This window comes from Roseovarius sp. E0-M6 (assembly GCF_037083845.1).
Lineage (GTDB): Bacteria > Pseudomonadota > Alphaproteobacteria > Rhodobacterales > Rhodobacteraceae > Roseovarius.
This window is the reverse complement of the sequence record NZ_JBAPLA010000001.1, coordinates 737,074-757,620: the sequence shown is the minus strand read 5'-3', so window position 1 is coordinate 757,620 and position 20,547 is coordinate 737,074. Positions and strand designations below refer to the sequence as shown.

Below are 20,547 nucleotides of genomic sequence, written 5' to 3'. Positions count from 1 at the left end.
GCGGGCCAAATGGCTGGGCTATTTCCCGCCGCCCCGTCATTGACGCACCAGTTCGCGCGACGCTTCGTCGGCAATGGCCCATGCGCGCACCGCATCCGCAACCGCCACCGCCATATGTTCACGCCATCCCGGATCACTCAGGTTGTCGCGATCCCGGTCGCTCGACAAGAAACCAAGCTCCAGAAGAACAGAGGGAATATCCGGCGATTTCAAAACCGAAAATCCCGCCGCCCGGATGGGCCGGGAGTTTACCGGCAAGTCGGACTCGCGCAGACCCAGCACGATGGACCGCGCCAGAAGGTCGGCCCGCGGGCTTGTCTCAAGGCGCGCCAAGTCCATAAGAACATCGGCCACCACGTCATCCGACTGGCTCAGGTCCACCCCGGCCAGCAGGTCGTCTCGCTCATGCCGTTCGGCAAGCGCGGCACTCGCTTCGTCACTCGCCTCGGAATCGAGGGTATAGACCGTCGCGCCTGCGGCTCCACCCGCATTCAACGAATCCGCATGAAGAGAAATGAACACATCGGCCCGCGCCTCGTGCGCCACCGTCACCCGCCGCTCCAGTGACACAAAACTGTCGCTCTCACGGGTCAGGATCACCTCGACATCACCGCCACGCAACAGCGCCTCTTTGACCTCGCGCGCGAAACTCAGCATCAGGTCTTTTTCAACAACCCCATCCGACTGCGCGCCCGGATCGATGCCGCCATGGCCGGGATCAAGGACCACCACCAGCGGCGCGAACGGGTCTTTTTTCTGGGCACCGGGATCGATCTGGCGTTTCGGGATCGCCCATCCGGCGACATCGGGGGTGCCCACGGAGGCGGCAAACGCCTCCGGCGTCGCATCTTTGAGCCAAACCGAAAGATGCGCGCGCCCGTCTTCACGGTTCACCTTAAGATCGGCGCTCTCAAGGACCACGGGCTGCGCAAGATCAAGCACCATCCGGCTCCAACCGGGGCGTATCTTGCCCGCCCGCGCGGTCAGCGCCTTCTCCCCCTGAACAAGGCGGGTCGGGCTCATCGCCCGCCAGTCCACCTCGCGGAAATCAAGGATCAGGCGCATCGGATCGCCAAGCGTATAGATTCGGTATGGCACGCCCTGGCTCAGATGCAGCTCAACGGCAAGACCGCCACGCGTGTCGGTCACGGCGCTCTCTTCGGCGTTGAACCGCGCCAGCCCGCTCAATCCGTCCTGCGCCGCCACAACGTCTTGCGCGACCGCTGGCTGCTCAGCCATCAAAAGGGCAAGGCTCATCAAAAGAGGTCGGATCATGCTGCTCGGGTCATTTCTCTGCGGTGTGCGGCACCGCGGTTTGTCGTTGGTTCGACTATATCAAAACCCGGCTGCCAGTGCGAGAAGATCGTTACCCTTCTCTCACCCTACCGTCCCGATGCACCGACGTGATACCGACGCGAATGCCGACGTGAATGCCGACGTCGCAATCAGGCGCTTCGGGCCGCCATGAACACCTCCAGGCGGCGCAGCCCTTCACGAATGTCTTGGGTGGATCGCGCATAGGAAAACCGGATCGTCCCATGCCCGCGCGCCGGATCGAAATCAAGGCCCGGCGTCACCGCGACACCGGCCTCTTGCAGGATCTCGGCGGCAAAGGCACGGCTGTCATCGGTCAGGTGCGAGACATCGGCATAGACGTAAAACGCCCCGTCCGGCGGCGCGATGCGATCAAAGCCCGCCTTCGGAAGTTCCTCCAGCATCAACATGCGATTTGCGCTGTAAGCCTCTAGATTCGCGTTCAATTCTTTGGTGCATTCCATGGCGGCTAGGGCTGCGATCTGGCTCGCATGCGGCGGACAGATGAACAGGTTCTGCGCCAAACGCTCAATCGTGCGGACATGGGATTGGGGCACCACCATCCAGCCGACGCGCCAGCCGGTCATCGAAAAATACTTTGAGAACGAATTGATCACATAGACCTCATCGCTCAGTTCCAGCGCGCTCACGGCCTTCTTGTCATACTCGATGCCGTGATAGATCTCATCACTGACAAAGGCCGCACCCTGCGCTTGTGTCGCCGAAATCAGAGACGCCAACTCCTCACGCCCCAGCATCGTCCCCGACGGATTCGCCGGTGACGCCACCAACAGCCCCTCGAACGCATGATCCCGAAGGTCATCCGGCACCGGTTGCAGGCGATTTTCCGCTGCCGTCGCGATCTCCACAGGGATCAGATCGAGCGCGCGCAGGATCTGCCGATAGGATGGATACCCCGGTGCGCCAAGCGCCACCCGGTCGCCCGCATCAAAGAGCGCCGTAAAGGCCAGAATGAAACCCGCCGACGATCCTGATGTGATGACCACCCGCTCAGCCGAAATATCGAGCCCATACAACTCTTTGTAATGATGCGCTATTCTTTGCCTCAGTTCCGGCAGGCCAAGCGCCACGGTGTATCCCATGGCGTCGTGTTCCATCGCACGTGTCAGCGCCGCGCGCGCCGCTTCGGGCGCGGGTGTTCCCGGCTGTCCCACCTCCATGTGAATGATGTGCCGTCCGTCGGCCTCGGCCTTCCGGGCTGCTTCCATCACATCCATCACAATGAAGGGATCGACTTCGGATCGCCTTGAGTTCCGCATGCTCTTCTCTCACATTGGGCGTCAACACCGCCCATTCACCCCGATTGAGGCAGCGCGTCAATGCATCTTGTCCGTCTCTTTTCGCTCGTTTTGATCCTGGCCTTTGGCATGGCTGATCCCGGTCGCGCCCTCACGCTGCTGCGCGATCCTGACATGGAGCATTCGCTCAGGCAATTGGCAACGCCCGTGCTCAAGGCCGCAGGTCTCAGCCCCACCCGCGTCAACATCCTCGTGATCGATGACCGGCGTCTTAACGCTTTCGTAGTGGATCGCGACAATATTTTCATTCACAGCGGGCTTCTGCTCAAGATGACAACACCGGAAATGCTTCAGGCGCTCGTCGCTCATGAGGCCGCGCATATCGCCAGCGGGCACCTTGTGCGCCGCCCGATCGCAATGCGCAACGCGCGCACCGCGGCGGGGATCGGTGTGGCGCTTGCAGCTGCGGCCGGCGTGGCCAGCGGCAATTCACAGGCTGCGGGTGCTGCGGCACTCGGGGCCGCCAACACGGCGATGCGGCTATTCTTTACGCACACCCGCGCCGAAGAAAGCTCGGCCGACGCGTCAGCCGTGCGTTACATGGTGCGCGCCGGGGTCGACCCACAAGGCGCGGTCGATCTGATCGACATTTTTCGCGGACAGGACGTGCTCAGCGTCGGCCGGCAAGATCCCTATGCCCGTTCGCATCCGATGTCTGCCGACCGCTATCGCGTGATCAAACGATTGGCCGAGGCGAACAAGGGGCGCGCGCGCGACAACCCGCAGGCGCGCTATTGGTTCGCGCGTGCCAAGGGCAAACTCTCGGCCTTCAAAAGGTCGCCGAAATGGACACTGACCCGCGCCGGAGAAAGCGGTTTCAAGGATGTGGCCCTCATGCGGCGCGCTGTCGCGCATCACCGTCAGTCGCAAATGGGTAAGGCGCTTCGGGCGCTGGATCAGGCCATAGCCTTGCGACCGGGTGACCCCTATTATTACGAGTTGCGCGGTCAGATCCTTCTGGAAAACCGACGCTTCTCACAGGCCGCTGCCTCGTATGGTCGCGCCGTGAATGCCGCCCCGCGCGACGCGCTGATCCTTGGCTCCTATGGCCGGGCCCTGCTTGCGCAAGGGCAGTATGGCAAGGCGCTTCGCATCCTGACCAAGGCGCGCGCGCGCGACGGCCGCGACATTCGCGTGATGCGCGATCTCGGTGTGGCGCATGCCAAGACAGGCAGTCCCGGTATGGCCTCGGTGGTCACCGCCGAACGCTATGCGCTTCAGGGGCGGCTTGAGGATGCGGCCATTCATGCGACACGGGCGTCAGGTCTTCTGCCACGTGGATCAGGCGGTTGGCATCGCGCTCAGGATGTGCTTTCTGCGGCAAAGTCCGCGAACCGAAAAAGGAAATGACAATGAAACGCCTTCTCGCCACCACGGCACTTGCCGTCTCGATTGCCCTGCCCGCGCAGGCGCTTGACCTTGCGCAAATGTCCGACGCTGAGCGCACCGCGTTTCAGTCCGAGATCCGCGCCTATCTTCTTGAAAACCCCGAGATCATAATGGAGGCCGTGGCCCTTCTTGAACAGCGTCAGCAGCAAGAACAGGCCGCCGCCGATAGTGGCCTCGTCTCCGCCAATGCCGAGGCGATCTTCAACGACGATCATTCATGGGTCGGTGGCAATCCCGAGGGGGACGTGACCGTGGTCGAGTTTCTCGATTACAAATGCGGCTATTGCAAACGCGCGTTCCCCGAAGTGAGCGAACTGATCGCGTCAGATGACAATATTCGTTTTGTAATCAAGGAATTCCCCATTTTGGGTGACGAGTCGATCTTGGCTTCACGCTTTGCAATCGCCACGCTTCAGGTGGCGGGCGATGACGCTTACAAGACCATTCACGACGCGCTCATGGCCTATAACGGCGATTACTCCGAGGTCGCGTTTCAGCGGCTTGCCAACACGTTCGGCCTCGATGGTGCGGCGATCATGGAGCACATGTCCAGCGACGAGGTCAGCGACGCGATCAACGCCAATTATGCGCTCGCACGTCAAATGGACATCTCCGGCACCCCGTCCTTCGTCATGGGCGATGAAATGGTGCGCGGTTATGTGCCAATTGATGCGATGCGCGCGATCGTGGCGGATCAGCGTCAGGAGTGACCCCAATGCGCAGTTTGGTGCTTGGCCCGCTTCTGGCGGGTGGCTTTGCCGTGCCCGCAATGGCCGAAACCGATTTCACCGATCTTACGCGGACAGAACGCGCGATCCTGCACAACGAAATTCGCGAAGCGCTGCTTGGACTGCCCCGCGCGGCCCTGCCTGATGCGCCCGCGCCCGAGATAAATCTCTATGCCGAGGCAGCCGCGACGGACCTTGATCGGATTGCCGCACGCTGGGCCGAACTCACGGCCCCTGAGCTTCCGGGGTTCGGCAGGCCCGGTGCCAAGACCGCCATTGCACTCTTCACGCGCGATGATTGCCCTGATTGCGCCCGTGCCGAAGCCGGGTTGCGGGCCTTGGCAAAGGAATTTGATCTGCGTGTAACCTTGCTCGATATCACGCGGCACATGTCCCTTGCCGCGGCATTGGAACTGGACATCGCGCCATCATATGTGTTCAAAGACAAGATGTTACGCGGCGAAATTCCCACAATCGTCCTGCGCAATTACCTGAAGTGAGGCGGCGCGCTATTCCGCCGCCTGACGTTCCGAGGCTTCGATTTGCGCGGCCTTTTTCTCAACTTCCTCGACGATGTGGTCGATCATCTGATCGTTGCTCATCTTGTGGCTCTGCTGCCCGGCAAGATAGACCATCCCCGACCCGGCACCGCCTCCGGTAAACCCGACATCTGTCAAAAGCGCCTCACCCGGCCCATTCACCACGCAGCCGATGATCGAAAGGCTCATCGGTGTCTTGATGTGTTCCAACCGTTTCTCAAGCTCGGTGACGGTGCTGATCACGTCGAAACCTTGCCGCGCACAGCTTGGGCAACTGATGATATTGACGCCACGATGTCTAAGCCCGAGGCTTTTGAGGAGGTCATTGCCGACCTTGATTTCTTCGACCGGGTCCGCGCTCAGACTTACCCGGATCGTGTCACCGATCCCCATCCAGAGCAGGTTTCCCATACCGATCGCACTTTTGATCGTGCCGGACATGAGACCACCCGCCTCGGTGATCCCAAGATGGATGGGCGCGTCCGTCGCATCGGCCAATTGCTGATAGGCCGCCGCGGCCAGAAAGACATCGCTTGCCTTCACGCTGATCTTGAATTCGTGGAAATCATTGTCTTCGAGAATGCGACTATGCTCGAGCGCGCTTTCGACCATCGCCTCGGGACACGGCTCCCCGTATTTTTCAAGGAGGTGCTTTTCAAGACTGCCCGCATTGACGCCGATGCGCATCGAACACCCATGATCGCGCGCCGCTTGGATCACATCGTGAACGCGCGCCGCCGACCCGATATTACCGGGGTTGATACGCAAGCACGCGGCCCCGGCCTCGGCGGCTTCGATCCCGCGTTTGTAATGAAAATGGATATCAGCGACGATCGGCACCGGGCTTTCGCGCACGATTTCCTTCAGGGCCTTGGCCGATGCCTCGTCGGGGACGGACACACGCACGATATCCGCCCCCACATCGGCCGCGGCCTGAACCTGTGCGATGGTGGCAGCCACATCTGTTGTGGCGGTGTTTGTCATCGTCTGCACGGAGATCGGGGCGTCGCCCCCCACAGGCACGGACCCGACTTGTATCTGACGCGACTTGCGGCGCTCGATGTTACGCCATGGGCGGATCGGATTGTGGCTCATCTGACGTTCCAGTGCATTGCGGCTCCTGACCCCTACATAGGGGCCAAACCGATCACAGGCAAACGGATGAAATCTCCCGAGGCGAGATCAGTTCGCAGGTTGGCTAAGCTCGGCGACATACCGCTTCAGATCGGCATCCTGCGTCAAGTCCGCAACCTCATACGTCTCGGACAATGACCCGGCATCCAGCGCCAGATTGGCGGTGACAGACCCCCGCGGTCCGACCGGGCCGTAATGCTCGCCATTCACGCGGAAATAGATCGCACCACTTTCACCGACGCGCAGGCTTGGCGGGGTTTCGGTGACCGGAACATCGTAGGTGTCGCCGGCATTCATGATCGCTTCGTAGATGACCGAACCATCGGCCGCACGAACCCGAACCCATGCCGGACGCACGGCCACCATCTGAACACCCGGCTCGGGCTTGGCCAGAACCTGGGGCGTAATACCTTGTGCCGCGGCCAGCGCCGCATCGATGCCCGACAGCCCCGGCGCCGCACTCTCCTCATCCGCTTGAGCCAGAACGCTCGTGGCGCTTATTGTGCTCTCACCGGGTTCGGGCCGCAATGTGCCGATCTGGGCCGGGCTTAGCGTGGAAATGGGTGCATCGCGCGCCACCAGCACCGGCACATCAAGCGCCTCGGGGCGGTATAGGCGATCCAGCGCATCTTCCTGTGGGGGGGCGAACACGCCGCTTACGGTGTCACCCGCCTGGCCGCTGTCCTGCTGGCCCATGGCGCCATCAAGCGGGTCGAGTTCGGCCAAAACATCGGGGGTGTTCTCGACCGGGGAAACCTTCACTTGCTGCACCTGATCAAGCACCATCCAGCCGCCATAGCCGATGGCCCCGACAAGCGCGATGAGAACCGCGAACGATCCGATCGCACCGGGTTCGATTCGGGACATAAAGCTTTCGGTTGCGGGCACAAACGGAGTTGCGGGCGCCACCAGCGGATCTTCGTCGCGGCGCGGCGCCTTGCGGACCACCGGCGGCTCGTTCCGCCGGACCGAAGACGCGGCTTCCGACATGCCGTGCGCGGTCGAGAATCCACTCTCGGCACAGAATCCGGCAAAGGCCTCGTCCGGGTTCATGCCAAGATAGCGCGCATAAGATCGCACGTATCCAGGGATGAATCCGGGGGTGTCGAAGGCGTCCGGGTCGGCGTTTTCGATTGCAGCGACAAAGCTTGCCTTGATGCGAAGTTCGCGTTCGACATCCAGCAGGGATTTGCCCATCGTCGCGCGTTCGCCACGCATGACGTCACCAAGCCTCAATTCGAATGAATCAAAACCCAGTGATACATCTTCTTCGGCGTGCTTATTGCGTGAACTGCGACGCAAAATCATTCAACCTGCCCTCTGCTCCGGAAGCCTGTGATCGAATGTCCCGATTCGACCCTGCTCTTGTTGTTTTCCAGAACCATAGCACAGTGCAAGAAACTTTGCACCAATCCGCACCTTATGCGGAAATTTCGGCGCGATTCAGCGCACAATGACTCCAAAGTTCATCCATCGCGTGCACCAGCCTATTCATCTCGTCCGGGCCATGCACCGGTGACGGTGTGAACCGCAGCCGTTCGGTGCCCCGGGGAACGGTGGGAAAGTTGATCGGCTGAACATAAATTCCATACCGATCCAGCAGCATGTCCGAGATGACCTTGGTATGCACAGGGTCACCGACCATGACCGGCACGATATGGCTCCCGTGGTCAATCAATGGAAGGCCAAGCCCTTTGAGCCGGGTCTTGAGAATGCGCGCTTGCGTCTGATGCGCCTCACGCAGCGCCCGGTCCTGCTTGAGATGCCGGACCGAGGCGGCAGCCCCCGCCGCGACAGCCGGAGCAAGCGAGGTGGTAAAGATGAAGCCCGGCGCATAAGACCTTATGGCGTCGACCATTTTCGCACTTGCCGCGATGTAGCCGCCCATCACGCCATAGGCTTTGGCCAACGTGCCGTTGATAATGTCCAACCGATGCATCAGACGGTCGCGTTCGGCCACGCCGGCGCCACGCGGGCCATACATGCCCACTGCATGAACCTCGTCGATATAGGTGAGCGCGCCGAACTCATCGGCCAGATCGCAGATCGCCTCGATCGGACCGAAGTCGCCATCCATGGAATAGACGCTCTCGAACGCGATCACCTTGGGGGCATCCGGGTCATCCGCTGCAAGCAGTTCCCGCAGGTGATCAAGGTCGTTGTGCCGAAAGATGCGCTTGGCGCCACCATTGCGGCGCACCCCTTCGATCATCGACGCATGGTTAAGCGCATCCGAGTAAATAATAAGGCCGGGAAACAACTTGGGAAGCGTGCTTAAAGTTGCGTCATTGGCGATATAGGCCGAGGTGAACAGCAGCGCCGCCTCTTTGCCATGCAGATCGGCAAGCTCGGCCTCCAGCCGTTTGTGATAAACCGTGGTTCCGCTGATATTGCGCGTGCCGCCCGAGCCTGCACCCGTGGCGTCGATCGCTTCGTGCATCGCGCGAAGAACGTCGGGATGTTGGCCCATACCAAGGTAGTCATTGCCGCACCACACGGTGATATCGCGCTGAGCGCCTTCGCTGTCGGTCCATGTCGCGTGCGGAAACTGCCCATTGCGGCGTTCGATGTCGATGAACGTCCGGTAGCGGCCCTCGTCATGCAGCCGTCCAATCGCGTCATCCAACTTCGCAGTATAATCCACCTGGGTCTCTCCTTGGCTTGCGCACCCGCCGGGGCCCGCGCTGGCATGGCCGGATATTTTGCGTATTTTGAATATATCCTGCGCTTCCTTCGCGCAACCGTTACAAAATGTCGCTCCGCTCCCGCCTTGATCTGGATCAATGGCTGGACAGTGCGGGACGGGCTGGTAACGTCGCGCCAAACCATTCCCACCCGGAGGCTAATATCATGTCCCTCGACGCCGTGCTGACCCGTATCGACGATCAACTTCCCGCCGCCATCGACCGGCTGACCGAGGTGCTTCGCATCCCGTCCATTTCAACCGATCCGGCCTACAAGTCCCAGTGTGAGGATGCGGCGGATTGGCTTGTCTCTGACCTTCAATCCATTGGTGCCAAAGCAGAAAAACGAATGACACCGGGCCATCCGATGGTCGTGGGCCATATCGACGGGCCCGGGCCGCACCTTTTGTTTTACGGCCACTATGACGTTCAACCTGTTGATCCGCTCGACCTATGGAACTCAGATCCCTTTGATCCACAAATCGAGGACACACCCCAAGGGCGCGTGATCCGGGGCCGCGGCGCATCCGACGACAAGGGTCAGCTCATGACCTTCGTCGAAGCGTGCCGCGCTTACAAAAATGTGACCGGCTCGTTACCATGTCGTGTCACCTTTTTCTTCGAGGGCGAAGAAGAATCCGGCTCGCCCTCGCTCATTCCGTTCATGCAAGAGAACGCCCAAGAGCTTTCGGCGGATCTCGCGCTTATCTGCGATACCTCCATGGTTTCGCCCGGCGTGCCGTCCATAGCCAGTCAACTGCGCGGAATGCTCAAGGACGAGTTCACGCTCCACGGGCCCCGCATTGATTTGCATTCGGGTCACTACGGGGGCCCCGGCCTAAACCCTTTGCGCGAAATTGCCCGCATCATCGCGTCCTTCCATGACGAGACGGGGCGCGTCGCGGTCGAAGGGTTTTATGACGGCGTGCACGACGTCCCCGACGAACTGCTGCGGCAATGGGAAAACTCCGGCTTTGACGAGGAAACCTACCTCACTTCGGTGGGCTACACTCAGCCACATGGTGAACAGGGCTATTCGGCGCTCGTGCAGCAATGGGCGCGCCCAACTCTTGAAATCAATGGTCTTTGGGGCGGCTATCAGGGCGCTGGCTCCAAGACGGTGATCCCCGCCGAGGCGCATTGCAAACTGACGTGCCGCCTCGTGGGTGACATGGATCCCGACGCGCTTCGCAACCGGATCCGCTCCCATGTCGAAGAACGTCTGTCACCCGACGCTCGCGTGACATGGGACACCGATCTCGAAGGCAACAAGGCCGCGGTGATGAATATCGAACGCGCGGAATTCGAACAGGCCCGTCAGGCGCTTTCGGACGAATGGGACCGCGAGGCTGTCTTCACCGGCATGGGGGGCTCGATCCCCATCGCGGGCTACTTCAAGGACATTCTCGGGCTGGATTCGATGCTTATCGGTTTCGCCCAGGATGACGACGCCATCCATAGCCCGAACGAAAAGTACAACGTCGAGAGCTTTCACAAGGGGATGCGTAGCTGGGCGCGTGTGCTTGACGCGCTGGCCCGTTGAACGAGGAGGCTCAAATCCACGCGCTCGATCTGTTTGACCGGGCGCGTCCGCTTCAATGACCCAACGCAGACCACAAACCACATCGCGATCGCGTTAAATCTGTATCGACGAAGGCGTAGGATGGTGGGTGATGAGAGACTCGAACTCCCGACATCTTCGGTGTAAACGAAGCGCTCTACCAACTGAGCTAATCACCCGCTGCGACGCCTCTTAGCCTCGCATCGCGCGTTGCGCAAGATGTCTTGTTACAGCTTTCGGCACTCGCCCTCACAGCACTGCATTTGCCCTCCTGACCTGCCCTGATGCAGGCGCCCCGGCTGGCTCGATTTGGAGTACGGCCCAATCCGTGTTAACATAATCACGTATTCGCGAGATCCGCTGGTGATTAAGAGCGTTTGAAATTGTGATGTCTCGCGGGGCTAAAAACCTTGGGGGAACCATAATGAAAAACCTTATCGTTGCGATGGCGCTCGCCGTTCTCATCGCGTGGACTGGCGTCGTACAGGCTCGAGAACAGGCCCGTATGAGCGCCGCTCAGATTCAACAAGCCACGATCTCGACACAAGGCAGCCTGCCTGCGGGAAGCGTTGGGCCGGAAATCATCATCTGGATGATGCTGGCGATCATATTCATCACGGCCATCGCCACCTCTGGTGGTAGTGGCGTCATGGGCTATGGATATGGCAGCGGGCCCATGCTCAGCGATCAGCGCGTGAAAACCGATATCAAGCGTGTTGGCACCTCGGATCAGGGCTTTGGCATTTACGAATTTCGGTACAAGGGGTTCACGCAACGTATCCGGGGCGTCATGGCCCAGGATGTCGCCGATCTGCGCCCCGGTGCTGTAAGCCGCCATGCCTCGGGCTATCTGATGGTCGACTATTCAAAGGTCGATGTGGTTCCGGCGCTGATCGACTAAGGCGTTTCGCGTTTAGCCCGCGGCATCTGCGAAGGGTGAAACGCCTGCAACGCCTGAATGTCGCGCTGCGTTTCGCGAAAATCCGTGATCGGGGTTTTTCGCGGAACGCTTTGATCCGAACTCAGACCACGGATTCATCACGACGTCGCGGCTACTTGTCTTGATCCGGGTGCGGCAAGCGATCAATTTTCCCGCCCATCAAGTTGCGTCTCGCGGCCTTCGGCCAGGTGGTAGATACAGCCCTGATCGTTGCTGAGCGCGGCCATATCCACGCGTCGCAAGCCACAGACAGTGCCACGCAATACTTGGCCCAGAATGCCATGAGCCACCACAATAGCTGGCTCATTCAGATCGGCCAGAAATGCGCGCACCCGCGCCTGAAGCCTGTCAAACCCTTCACCATCTGGCGCCGCGCAATAGGCCTCCAGCCCGTGACGCCCGCCCACCACGTCACGGCGCAGGCATCCCTCCCATGCGCCCGTGTCAATCTCGGCAAGGCGCGGATCGGTATGAAAGGTCCGTGAAGGTAGCGCGATCCGCGCGGTCTCCTGCGCGCGTCCAAGGGGTGACACGAAAATGCGCTGCTCAAGCTGTGGAAAACGATCAAGAACTGGCCCGGTGATGCGGCCCTGTTCCGCCGCCTGTTTTCGGCCAAGTGCGGTAAGGCTCGAATCGAGTCGCCCCTGAATCCGCCCCTCCAGATTCCACTCGGTCTGACCATGCCGCAGAAACCAGATATCGGGCCAAACCTGTGACATCTCAGCGTTTCATCGCAACAATGCGCACACGAGATGGTCCGCCAAGTGTGCCGAAATAAACATGAAAAAGCGAAAATGGTGGGTGATAAGAGATTTGAACTCCTGACATCTTCGATGTGAACGAAGCGCTCTACCACTGAGCTAATCACCCATGACGCGCTATTTAGCGTCACTTTGCACGGGCTGCAACCTAAAGCGTTTCACCTTTAACCCGATAGATCGGCAAAGGAAAACCGCGCGCTCAGACTGAGTCTTGTGCGGTCTGGCGCGCCAATCTGCATTTTAAATATGTCTCGAAACGCCTCACCGCTCAGGGCCGAAACACAGTGCAACTGTGAAAGCGCCTCGGGCGCTCACGCCCGTTTCTCGCTCACGATATGCCCATTGAACGCGATCAGTCGACGGGGCCCTTGTCTCGGTGTTTGGGCTGTCTGATCTTTGCGATGATCACACGCGCGTTCGGGTTATCCTTGACCCGGTTCTGCTTGACCTTGCCGAGCGGTGGCAGGTTCATGTCGCGCCCCTGTTCCAGCGATTCGCCCATGATCGCCATCGCGGCTTCGACAATCGGCTTGACCTGATTCTTTTTCGCGCCGGTGCGGTCCGCGACTTTTTTGAACAATTCCTGCTTCTTGAGGTCGGGCGCGCCGGCCGTGTCCGTGTCTGAGCCCGACACCGGGGTTCGCGCCGGTTCGTCATCCGCGGTCACACCCGAAAGTGGGGTCCGCGGCGGTGTCGTCTTGGGCGTTGGTGCCGGAACGCGCGCCATGCGGGCGGCGGGGGCCGTCTCCGTTGCCTCACTCGCCGACTTCTTGGGCGCGGGCTTGGATTTGGTGGTCGTGGTCTTTCGGGCTGACATGTGTTCTGCCTCATTTGTTTCTGCTCTGGAAACAAACTAACGGTAATCACGGTTCAAAACCACCCGTATATTGACGTTTACCCGAGGTGACGCCTAAACTGCACAAAGTCTTAAGCTTGGGGGCAATCGTGAAAAGACAGCTACTCTACCTGACCTTTGCGGCAGGACTCAGCGCATCCGCGGCAACCGCGGGCACTCTTTCCGAACCGGTGATGGAGCCGCAAGTCGTTGCACAAGATGCAACCGACACCAGCGACGAGGACATGCAGATGGTTCTCGCGATCCTGACCCTTGGCCTGTTCATCACGCTCGGTATCGCCAACTGAAGAGCGAAACCGTCATTCAAGCAACGCCCGAGCCCGAAACTAAAGCGTTTCGCCTTTGACCTGAGACATCAGCGAAAGGCGAAACGCGTGCAACGCCTGAATGTCGCACTGCGTTTCGCGCAAATCTGTGATCCGGGTTTTTCGCGAAACGCTTTAGGTAGTGTCGGACCTTCGCGTTTCGTGACCCGAGCGGTCCGGGCACCGCAAGACCACGCCGCCTCACCGTCCCTTGAAAAGCCCGCCAAGGATGCCGCGCACAATGCGGCGGCCCGTCGTGCCCTTAAGCTCCTTGACCACCACACCCGTGATGGCCCGCCCGATCGAGGCCCCTATCCCTTCGTCCTGCGCCTGCTGGCGCGACGATGAGCGCCCGACCTTGGTACCGGAATAGCGCCGGCCCGCGTTGAACTCACGCTCCGCGACCGACTTCTCTTCTGCCGCATCCTCGGCTTTCTCTGCCGCTTTGGCCGCAGCTTCGGCCCGTGTCCTGAGCATCTCAAAGGCCGAGTTCCGGTCCACCGTTTTGTCGTATTTCCCGGCCATCGGTGACGCGGCCATAACGCGGGCGCGCGCCGCAGGGTCGATCGAGCCCAGCTTGGAGGATGGTGGCCGGATTAGCGTGCGCTCGACGACCCCCGGCACGCCTTTGTCCATCAGCATGGAGGTCACCGCCTCGCCCACGCCGACATCACGGATCGCATCCACCGTTTCAAAGCGCGGGTTGGGGCGATAGGTCTCCGCCGCGCGCATCAGGGCGCGCCGATCGCGTGCGGTGAACGCCCGCAGGGCATGCTGAAACCTGTTGCCAAGTTGCCCGAGGATGTCCTCGGGCACATCGTCGGGATTCTGTGTGATGAAGTAAACCCCGACTCCCTTGGACCGGATCAGCCGGGCAACCTGTTCGACCTTGTCCACCAACGCCTTGGGCGCGTCATCGAACAACAGATGCGCCTCGTCGAAAAAGAAAACAAGCTTGGGCTTCTCGGGATCCCCCACCTCGGGGAGTGTCTCGAACAACTCGCTCAGGAGCCACAAAAGGAACGTCGCATAAAGCCGGGGCGCCCCCATGAGCCTGTCCGAAGCCAGAATATTTATACGCCCGCGTCCGCCGTCATCATGGCGCATGAGGTCATCGAGATCGAGTGCGGGCTCTCCGAAAAGCTGTGTACCGCCTTGGTTCTCAAGCACCATCAACTGCCTTTGGATCGCGCCCACCGACCGCGGAGAGACATTGCCATAGCGCATCGCAATCGTGTCGCGGTTCTCGCCCACCCAAACAAGAAGCGCCTGAAGATCCTTGAGATCCAGAAGCGGCATCCCCTCTTCGTCCGCGATGCGGAAGGCGATGTTCATGATGCCCTCCTGCGCCTCGCTCAGTTCCATCAACCGGCTTAGAAGAAGCGGCCCCATCTCGGCCACCGTGGTGCGCACCGGGTGGCCCTGCTCTCCGAACAAATCCCAGAAGGTGACCGGAAAGGCATCATAGCTGAAATCATCAAACCCGATGGTCGCGGCCCGTTTCATAAACGCATCATGGAGCTTGAACGTCTCGCTCCCCGCAGCGGCAAGCCCCGACAGATCACCCTTCACATCCGACAGGAAGACAGGCACGCCAGCGGCGGAGAACCCTTCGGCCAGGATTTGAAGCGTGACTGTCTTGCCCGTTCCGGTGGCCCCGGCGATCAGACCATGCCGATTGGCATAGCCAAGCGACAGACCCTGCCGGGTTTCATAGCCCGGCCCCCCGCCTCCGATAAAGACCTCCTCTGCCATCGCACTGCCCTCCAATCCCCGTTTGTCCTGCTTGAACATACTAATTTAACCCTTACCTGCCAGTATGAATTGCATCCGGTGCCGCATGTCCTCTGGCACCTGGATTTACTTCCTCCCTGTCAGACTGACCACATCTTCGGATGCGGTCTTTTTTTGTGCGAACGCGACGGTTTATTGACTGTTGACGGCACGTCGCTTCTGCCCTAGCGTTCCGGCAATACTAAGTCGGCCAGTCCGGCAGGGAGAGACACGAGAAAGGGGCCGTCTGGCCCCTTTTTCACTTTGAGTGACCCGGCCAAGAGCGAATTTCCGCCTTGCGCGTCCAAGCTTGCTGGAATTTAATCCTGACAGCCCCGGCGCGCCGTGATAGGTCGCCGCCGACCGAACCTAACACATAAACCCGCAACCTATTCGATGGGGATGACATGCTGAAAACGCTTTCTTTCACAACCCTGAGCACCGTCTTGCTGCTTGCCGGCGCGCCGCTGCTTGCTCAGGACACCGCCACAGACGAAGCCGAGACCGAGGCGACGAGCACAGATGAACCGGCAGAATCCGCCGAAGGCCAAACCGAAGAGAGCGGCGGCGATTTCGATCTCGGGCGTGAGGTTCAGGAGGATCCCACTTACATCAAGGAAGAATACGGCGACTGGCAAATGCGTTGCTTCCGCACGCAGGCCGAAGAAGATCCCTGCCAGATGTTTCAGCTTCTCACGGACGAGCAAGGCAACCCGACAGCCGAATTTACCATTTTCCGCCTGAAGGAAGGTGGCCCCGCCGAAGCCGGCGCCACGGTCACGGCCCCGCTCTTCACACTGTTGACAGAAGAGGTGAAAATCTCGGTCGATGGCGGCCCGGCAAAAAGCTATCCTTTCCGCTTTTGCAGCCAGTCGGGCTGTGTTGCACAGATCGGTCTGACCGAAGATGACGTGACCGCGTTCAAGCGCGGCGCCAACGCCACCGTCACCATCGTGCCGGCGCAAGCCCCCGATCAGACGGTCGGCATCCCGGCCTCGCTCTCGGGCTTCACCGCCGCCTACGACAACGTCTCGATCATCGAGAACTGATCGCGCTCGGGCCGCCTGCCCGCCCCAATGCAACGCCCTCGCGAAGCCAACCGCCGCGAGGGCGTTTTGTCATGACGCCTTAATCACACATCAAGAGCATTCCGCCCACACCCACGGCGATTGACGCCCTCCGTCCGTCTGGCTACGACGTCTGAAACAAGGGGACAGAGGCGATGATCTACAATTCCGCGAAAGACTGGCGCGAGGCCACCCACAAGCGCGTGCTGTTTTACGGCATGTCCGGGTTGGGCAAGACCCACCTTGCCAACATGCTGCGCGACGCGGGCGGATGGTTTCACTACTCGATAGATTACCGCATCGGCACCCGCTACATGGGCGAACTCATTGCCGACAACGCCAAGGCGCACGCCATGCAGGTGCCCTTTTTGCGCGACCTTTTGTTGACGGACTCGATCTATATCGGCTCGAACATCACGTTCGACAACCTCGCCCCCGTCTCGACCTATCTGGGCAAGCCGGGCGATCCGGCCAAGGGCGGTCTGCACATCGCCGAATATACCCGCCGTCAGGAACAGTTCCGCACTGCCGAAATCGCGGCACTGCGCGACACAGGCCATTTCATCAGCCGCGCACAGGCCCTCTATGGCTATCCCCATTTCATCTGCGACACGGGCGGATCAATTTGTGAATGGGTCGATGGCGACGATCCCGCCGATCCGCTCCTGACCGAACTCTCGCGCGATTGCCTGCTCGTTTACCTACAAGGCAGCGACGCGCATACCGAAGCACTGGTCCGGCGCTTTGACCGCGCGCCCAAGCCCATGGCCTATCAGCCCGCCTTTCTGGCCGCCGCATGGGAGGACTACACCCAGAGCCACGGTGTCGCCCCGACCGACGTGGACCCCGACGCCTTCATCCGCTGGACATATGCCCGCGCCCTCGCTCACCGCGAACCGCGTTACGAGGCGATGCGCAAATGGGGTATCACCCTGCCTGCATCCGACGTTGCCGAGGTTCGCGACGCAGGCGATTTCGACGATCTCGTCGCCCGGGCCCTCGATTTGCGCAGCTAAACCCGCAATATACACTCTCACCTTTCGTTTAACCGACCGGACTCCATCCCATGCCCATCAAGATTCCAGCCAACCTGCCTGCCTTCGACGTGCTCACACGCGAAGGTGTCATGGTCATGGACCCGGACGCGGCCGATCGTCAGGATATCCGCCCGCTGCGGATCGGGCTGCTGAACCTGATGCCCAAGAAAATCCAGACCGAGAACCAGTTCGCCCGTCTGATCGGCGCAACGCCGCTTCAGATCGAGCTGAGCCTCATTCGCATGACCGAACATCAGGCCCGCAACACCGCCGCCGATCATATGGAAAGCTTCTATCGCCCCTTCTCCGAGGTGGCCGAGAGCGGCGAAAAGTTCGACGGGCTGATTGTCACCGGCGCGCCCATAGAACATCTGGATTTCGACGCCGTGACCTACTGGGAGGAATTGCGCCAGGTGTTCGACTGGACCCAGTCCCACGTGCACTCCACCTTCGGCGTCTGCTGGGGTGGTATGGCGATGATCAATCACTTTCACGGCGTCGCAAAGCACATGCTCTCGGAAAAGGCGTTCGGCTGTTTCCGGCACCGCAACATGGCCCCCTCGTCGCCCTATCTCCGCGGATTTTCGGACGATTGCGTCATTCCTGTCAGTCGCTGGACCGAAATGCGCGCCGCCGAAATTGCCGACGCGCCCGGTCTCACCATTCTTTTGCACAGCGATGACGTCGGCCCTTGTCTGGTCGAGGATCCGGGCCACCGGGCGATTTATATCTTCAACCACCTTGAATATGACAGCGACACGCTAAAACAGGAATATGACCGTGACATTGCGAATGGCACACCGATCGCCTTGCCGTGTAACTATTACCCCGATGACGATCCGGCGTGCCAGCCACAGAACCGTTGGCGCAGTCACGCCCACCTGCTGTATGGCAACTGGATCAATCAGATATATCAAACCACGCCCTTCGACATGGACCGCATCGGCGAGGCCACGGCCTGAGGTCATGACATGAGGGCCGGGATGCTTTGGATATCGCTCGCCAGCCTCGCACTACTCGTCGGGGGCTGCTCCCTTCTCGCGGAAAGGCGCGAAGCCGACGCGCGCGCCGAATACCCGCCAATCGGGCAATTCGTCGATGTGGGCGGCACGCGCGTGCATGCTTGGGTGCGCGGCACCGGACCCGATATCGTGCTTCTTCATGGCGCGAGCGGCAACCTGCGGGATTTTACATTTGACCTCGCCGAGAGGCTCTCTGCGCGCTATCGCGTCATCGCCTTTGATCGCCCCGGCCATGGCTGGACCGAACGGCTTCCCGGCTATGGCGGCCCCGGCAGCACCAAAGGCGAAAGCCCACAGGAACAGGCCGCACTTCTGCAACAGGCGGCGGCGGAACTGGGTGTGACATCTCCCGTGGTGGTCGGCCACTCCTACGGCGGCGCGGTGGCCCTCGCATGGGGCCTGTCCAAGCCGCGCGACACCTCGGCGCTGGTCATCCTTGCGGGCGTCTCGAACCCGTGGCCCGGTGAACTTGGCACGCTCTACAATCTGACGGGCTCTTCCGTGGGTGGCGCCACGGTCGTGCCGCTGATCACAGCACTCGCACCACAATCGCGCATCGAAACCGCGATCGAAGGCATCTTCGCGCCTCAATCCGCCCCAAAGGGCTATATCGAATACGTCGGTGCCGATCTGAGCCTGCGCCGCAAGGCTCTGCGCGCCAACGGTCAACAAGTGACCAGTCTACGGCCTCATATAGTCGAGATGTCAAAGCGCTATCCCGCGACCCTCACCATGCCCATCGAGATCGTGCATGGCACAGCCGACGATACGGTGCCCATCGAAGTCCATTCCGAAAAGCTGGTAAAACAGGCGCCCCGCGCCCGCCTCACACGGCTTGAAGGTGTGGGCCACATGCCCCACCACACGAACCCCGAAGCGACCGTCGCCGCAATCGACCGTGCCGCCGCACGCGCCGGTCTGCGCTGACGTATCCGGCGCACCTCCCTTGCAAGTTCCCTGCGGCGCCAGTTACCGTTGTGGATCTAAAGCGTTTCGCGAAAAACTTGGATCACAGATTTTCGCGAAACGCAGCGCGACATTCAGGCATTGAACGCGTTTCGCCTTTCGCTGATGTCTCAGCTTAAAGGCGAAACGCTTTAAAGCAACGGAGGGGACATGACATTCACGGAACGCGCACCTATCGAAACGGGTTTCTCGGACGTCTTTCAATCGGATATCGCATCGAAACTGAACGAAGCCGAGGCACATCGTCAGGCGCTCCTGAAGAAGGCGATGCTGCATGCGGGCATTCCGCTCGCGATTGCCGCGCTCATCGCTCTTTATGCTCTCCTGACCGCCAGCGACATGGAAGGTCGGCTCGTGGGCTCAATCGTGCCGTTGGTTTTCGGGGGTTTGATCGCCGCCTTTCTGTGGCACCGTCAGGCGCGCCAATGGGACAATACAATGTCCGAAGCCGTGATGCCCGGCGTCTGCCGTTTCCTCGGTGACCTTTCGCATGACAAAACCGCCTCCCGGCGGTTTCCGTTGGACAGCGCCCAAGGCCTCGGCCTCATCGGAAGCTTCAACCGCACAAATCTCGAAGACCGGCTTGAAGGCACCTATCGCGATACAGATTTCGAACTGGTCGAGGCACATCTTCGGCGGCGGTCCGGAGGTAACGACGACAACAGCAAGACAACCACAGTTTTCAAAGGGTTGCTTATCCGCATCGGTGTGCCCGAGCGGGTTCCGACAGACATATTCATCGCGCGTGAACTTGGTGGCTTCGGCAATGCTCTGGGTGAAATGTTCGCCTTCGGCACAGGGCGCTCTAAGCCCCGTGTGCATTTCGACCACGCCGAGTTCGAGGCCGCCTTCGCCGTTTATGCCGACGATCCTGACGCGGCCCGCCGCATCATGCCGGACCCCTTCCTCGACAGCCTGCTTGCCATCGCCCATTCCGAGGGGGGCGACAAGGGCACCCGCGCCATGCGCGCCGGGTTCCGGGAGTCTGACTTCTTCCTCGCGCTTGAGCGTAAAGAAGGCTTCATGGAGATGGGCGGTCTGCGGCAACCCGTCCATGACGTAGAAGAGGACTTGCACGGCCTGTTCGAAGATCTCGCCATTGTGCGCCGTATCATCGACCGGCTCCATGGCGACAGGCCCGACGGCTGAAGC

Annotated in this window: 19 protein-coding genes and 2 tRNA genes; 11 read left to right on the top strand and 10 right to left on the bottom strand. The window is 60.6% G+C overall.

Annotated features, from left to right (window positions below; all coding sequences use genetic code 11):
* Positions 1-36: 36 nt before the first annotated feature.
* A complete protein-coding gene (locus V8359_RS03730; protein ID WP_336427363.1) occupies positions 37-1,275 on the bottom strand; it encodes an N-acetylmuramoyl-L-alanine amidase in 1,239 nt (412 codons plus the stop codon).
* Positions 1,276-1,445: 170 nt separating this feature from the next.
* Entirely contained in the window at positions 1,446-2,594 is a 1,149-nt protein-coding gene (locus tag V8359_RS03725; protein ID WP_336427362.1) for a pyridoxal phosphate-dependent aminotransferase, read from the bottom strand.
* A 60-nt stretch (positions 2,595-2,654) separates the two neighbouring features.
* On the opposite strand from V8359_RS03725, the gene V8359_RS03720 reads away from it, so the two are divergent.
* From V8359_RS03720 to V8359_RS03710, 3 genes are read left to right on the top strand one after another with little or no spacing between them, the layout of a single operon-like run.
* Positions 2,655-3,983 carry a M48 family metalloprotease gene (locus tag V8359_RS03720; protein WP_336427361.1) on the top strand — a complete coding sequence of 443 codons (1,329 nt, stop codon included), beginning with the start codon at positions 2,655-2,657 and terminating at the stop codon, positions 3,981-3,983.
* Entirely contained in the window at positions 3,980-4,732 is a 753-nt protein-coding gene (locus V8359_RS03715; RefSeq protein WP_442970307.1) for a DsbA family protein, read from the top strand. The genes V8359_RS03720 and V8359_RS03715 overlap by 4 nt, the downstream gene beginning before the upstream one ends.
* Positions 4,733-4,737: 5 nt before the next feature.
* Positions 4,738-5,250 carry a hypothetical protein gene (locus tag V8359_RS03710; RefSeq protein WP_336427359.1) on the top strand — a complete coding sequence of 171 codons (513 nt, stop codon included), beginning with the start codon at positions 4,738-4,740 and terminating at the stop codon, positions 5,248-5,250.
* A 9-nt stretch (positions 5,251-5,259) separates the two neighbouring features.
* On the opposite strand, the gene ispG is transcribed toward V8359_RS03710, so the two are convergent.
* From ispG to hemA, 3 genes are all read right to left on the bottom strand, one after another.
* Positions 5,260-6,384: a flavodoxin-dependent (E)-4-hydroxy-3-methylbut-2-enyl-diphosphate synthase gene (ispG, locus tag V8359_RS03705; protein ID WP_336427358.1), complete on the bottom strand. Its 1,125-nt coding sequence runs from the start codon at positions 6,382-6,384 to the stop codon at positions 5,260-5,262.
* Positions 6,385-6,471: 87 nt separating this feature from the next.
* Positions 6,472-7,731, bottom strand: coding sequence for a helix-turn-helix domain-containing protein (locus V8359_RS03700; RefSeq protein ID WP_442970306.1), 1,260 nt, complete (start codon positions 7,729-7,731; stop codon positions 6,472-6,474).
* Positions 7,732-7,843: 112 nt separating this feature from the next.
* Positions 7,844-9,067, bottom strand: a complete 1,224-nt coding sequence (gene hemA, locus V8359_RS03695; protein WP_336427356.1) for a 5-aminolevulinate synthase — start codon at positions 9,065-9,067, stop codon at positions 7,844-7,846.
* A 206-nt stretch (positions 9,068-9,273) separates the two neighbouring features.
* On the opposite strand from hemA, the gene V8359_RS03690 reads away from it, so the two are divergent.
* Positions 9,274-10,650 (top strand): M20/M25/M40 family metallo-hydrolase, encoded by a 1,377-nt coding sequence (locus V8359_RS03690; RefSeq protein ID WP_336427355.1) that lies wholly within the window; start codon positions 9,274-9,276, stop codon positions 10,648-10,650.
* Between the two features lie 121 nt (positions 10,651-10,771).
* Here the strand turns inward: V8359_RS03690 and V8359_RS03685 are convergent.
* A tRNA-Val gene (locus V8359_RS03685) sits at positions 10,772-10,847 on the bottom strand.
* A gap of 245 nt (positions 10,848-11,092) precedes the next feature.
* Between V8359_RS03685 and V8359_RS03680 the strand changes: the two genes are divergently transcribed.
* A complete protein-coding gene (locus tag V8359_RS03680) occupies positions 11,093-11,569 on the top strand; it encodes a tail fiber domain-containing protein (protein ID WP_336427354.1) in 477 nt (158 codons plus the stop codon).
* Between the two features lie 182 nt (positions 11,570-11,751).
* Here the strand turns inward: V8359_RS03680 and V8359_RS03675 are convergent, their stop codons facing one another.
* The 3 genes from V8359_RS03675 to V8359_RS03665 form a co-directional block, all read right to left on the bottom strand.
* Positions 11,752-12,327, bottom strand: a complete 576-nt coding sequence (locus V8359_RS03675; protein ID WP_336427353.1) for a histidine phosphatase family protein — start codon at positions 12,325-12,327, stop codon at positions 11,752-11,754.
* Between the two features lie 76 nt (positions 12,328-12,403).
* Positions 12,404-12,478, bottom strand: a tRNA-Val gene (locus V8359_RS03670).
* A gap of 243 nt (positions 12,479-12,721) precedes the next feature.
* Positions 12,722-13,186, bottom strand: a complete 465-nt coding sequence (locus V8359_RS03665; protein WP_336427352.1) for an HU family DNA-binding protein — start codon at positions 13,184-13,186, stop codon at positions 12,722-12,724.
* A gap of 128 nt (positions 13,187-13,314) precedes the next feature.
* On the opposite strand from V8359_RS03665, the gene V8359_RS03660 reads away from it, so the two are divergent.
* Positions 13,315-13,512: a hypothetical protein gene (locus V8359_RS03660; RefSeq protein WP_336427351.1), complete on the top strand. Its 198-nt coding sequence runs from the start codon at positions 13,315-13,317 to the stop codon at positions 13,510-13,512.
* 219 nt (positions 13,513-13,731) lie between these two features.
* Here the strand turns inward: V8359_RS03660 and V8359_RS03655 are convergent, their stop codons facing one another.
* The gene (locus V8359_RS03655; RefSeq protein WP_336427920.1) at positions 13,732-15,285 is read right to left on the bottom strand and encodes a helicase HerA-like domain-containing protein; all 1,554 of its coding nucleotides are present in this window, start codon (positions 15,283-15,285) and stop codon (positions 13,732-13,734) included.
* Between the two features lie 425 nt (positions 15,286-15,710).
* Between V8359_RS03655 and V8359_RS03650 the strand changes: the two genes are divergently transcribed.
* The 5 genes from V8359_RS03650 to V8359_RS03630 all read left to right on the top strand — a co-directional run bounded on the left by V8359_RS03650 (position 15,711) and on the right by V8359_RS03630 (position 20,544).
* On the top strand, positions 15,711-16,352 hold the full coding sequence (locus tag V8359_RS03650) for an invasion associated locus B family protein (RefSeq protein WP_336427350.1): 642 nt from the start codon (positions 15,711-15,713) through the stop codon (positions 16,350-16,352).
* A 173-nt stretch (positions 16,353-16,525) separates the two neighbouring features.
* Entirely contained in the window at positions 16,526-17,386 is an 861-nt protein-coding gene (locus V8359_RS03645) for an ATPase (RefSeq protein WP_336427349.1), read from the top strand.
* Positions 17,387-17,436: 50 nt separating this feature from the next.
* On the top strand, positions 17,437-18,369 hold the full coding sequence (gene metA, locus V8359_RS03640; RefSeq protein WP_336427348.1) for a homoserine O-acetyltransferase MetA: 933 nt from the start codon (positions 17,437-17,439) through the stop codon (positions 18,367-18,369).
* Between the two features lie 21 nt (positions 18,370-18,390).
* A complete protein-coding gene (locus V8359_RS03635) occupies positions 18,391-19,356 on the top strand; it encodes an alpha/beta fold hydrolase (protein ID WP_336427347.1) in 966 nt (321 codons plus the stop codon).
* Between the two features lie 189 nt (positions 19,357-19,545).
* Entirely contained in the window at positions 19,546-20,544 is a 999-nt protein-coding gene (locus tag V8359_RS03630) for a DUF3137 domain-containing protein (protein ID WP_336427346.1), read from the top strand.
* Positions 20,545-20,547 lie beyond the last annotated feature (3 nt).

Bases quoted from the DNA above. Each gene is read 5' to 3' on its own strand.
- V8359_RS03630 (WP_336427346.1), top strand. From the start codon at position 19,546: ATGACATTCACGGAACGCGCACCTATCGAAACGGGTTTCTCGGACGTC.
- V8359_RS03720 (WP_336427361.1), top strand. From the start codon at position 2,655: ATGCATCTTGTCCGTCTCTTTTCGCTCGTTTTGATCCTGGCCTTTGGC.
- V8359_RS03700 (WP_442970306.1), bottom strand. From the start codon at position 7,731: ATGATTTTGCGTCGCAGTTCACGCAATAAGCACGCCGAAGAAGATGTA.
- ispG (WP_336427358.1), bottom strand. From the start codon at position 6,384: ATGAGCCACAATCCGATCCGCCCATGGCGTAACATCGAGCGCCGCAAG.
- V8359_RS03730 (WP_336427363.1), bottom strand. From the start codon at position 1,275: ATGATCCGACCTCTTTTGATGAGCCTTGCCCTTTTGATGGCTGAGCAG.
- V8359_RS03680 (WP_336427354.1), top strand. From the start codon at position 11,093: ATGAAAAACCTTATCGTTGCGATGGCGCTCGCCGTTCTCATCGCGTGG.
- V8359_RS03665 (WP_336427352.1), bottom strand. From the start codon at position 13,186: ATGTCAGCCCGAAAGACCACGACCACCAAATCCAAGCCCGCGCCCAAG.
- V8359_RS03675 (WP_336427353.1), bottom strand. From the start codon at position 12,327: ATGTCACAGGTTTGGCCCGATATCTGGTTTCTGCGGCATGGTCAGACC.
- V8359_RS03690 (WP_336427355.1), top strand. From the start codon at position 9,274: ATGTCCCTCGACGCCGTGCTGACCCGTATCGACGATCAACTTCCCGCC.
- V8359_RS03635 (WP_336427347.1), top strand. From the start codon at position 18,391: ATGCTTTGGATATCGCTCGCCAGCCTCGCACTACTCGTCGGGGGCTGC.
- V8359_RS03710 (WP_336427359.1), top strand. From the start codon at position 4,738: ATGCGCAGTTTGGTGCTTGGCCCGCTTCTGGCGGGTGGCTTTGCCGTG.
- V8359_RS03650 (WP_336427350.1), top strand. From the start codon at position 15,711: ATGCTGAAAACGCTTTCTTTCACAACCCTGAGCACCGTCTTGCTGCTT.
- V8359_RS03655 (WP_336427920.1), bottom strand. From the start codon at position 15,285: ATGGCAGAGGAGGTCTTTATCGGAGGCGGGGGGCCGGGCTATGAAACC.
- V8359_RS03645 (WP_336427349.1), top strand. From the start codon at position 16,526: ATGATCTACAATTCCGCGAAAGACTGGCGCGAGGCCACCCACAAGCGC.
- V8359_RS03715 (WP_442970307.1), top strand. From the start codon at position 3,980: ATGACAATGAAACGCCTTCTCGCCACCACGGCACTTGCCGTCTCGATT.
- V8359_RS03725 (WP_336427362.1), bottom strand. From the start codon at position 2,594: ATGCGGAACTCAAGGCGATCCGAAGTCGATCCCTTCATTGTGATGGAT.
- metA (WP_336427348.1), top strand. From the start codon at position 17,437: ATGCCCATCAAGATTCCAGCCAACCTGCCTGCCTTCGACGTGCTCACA.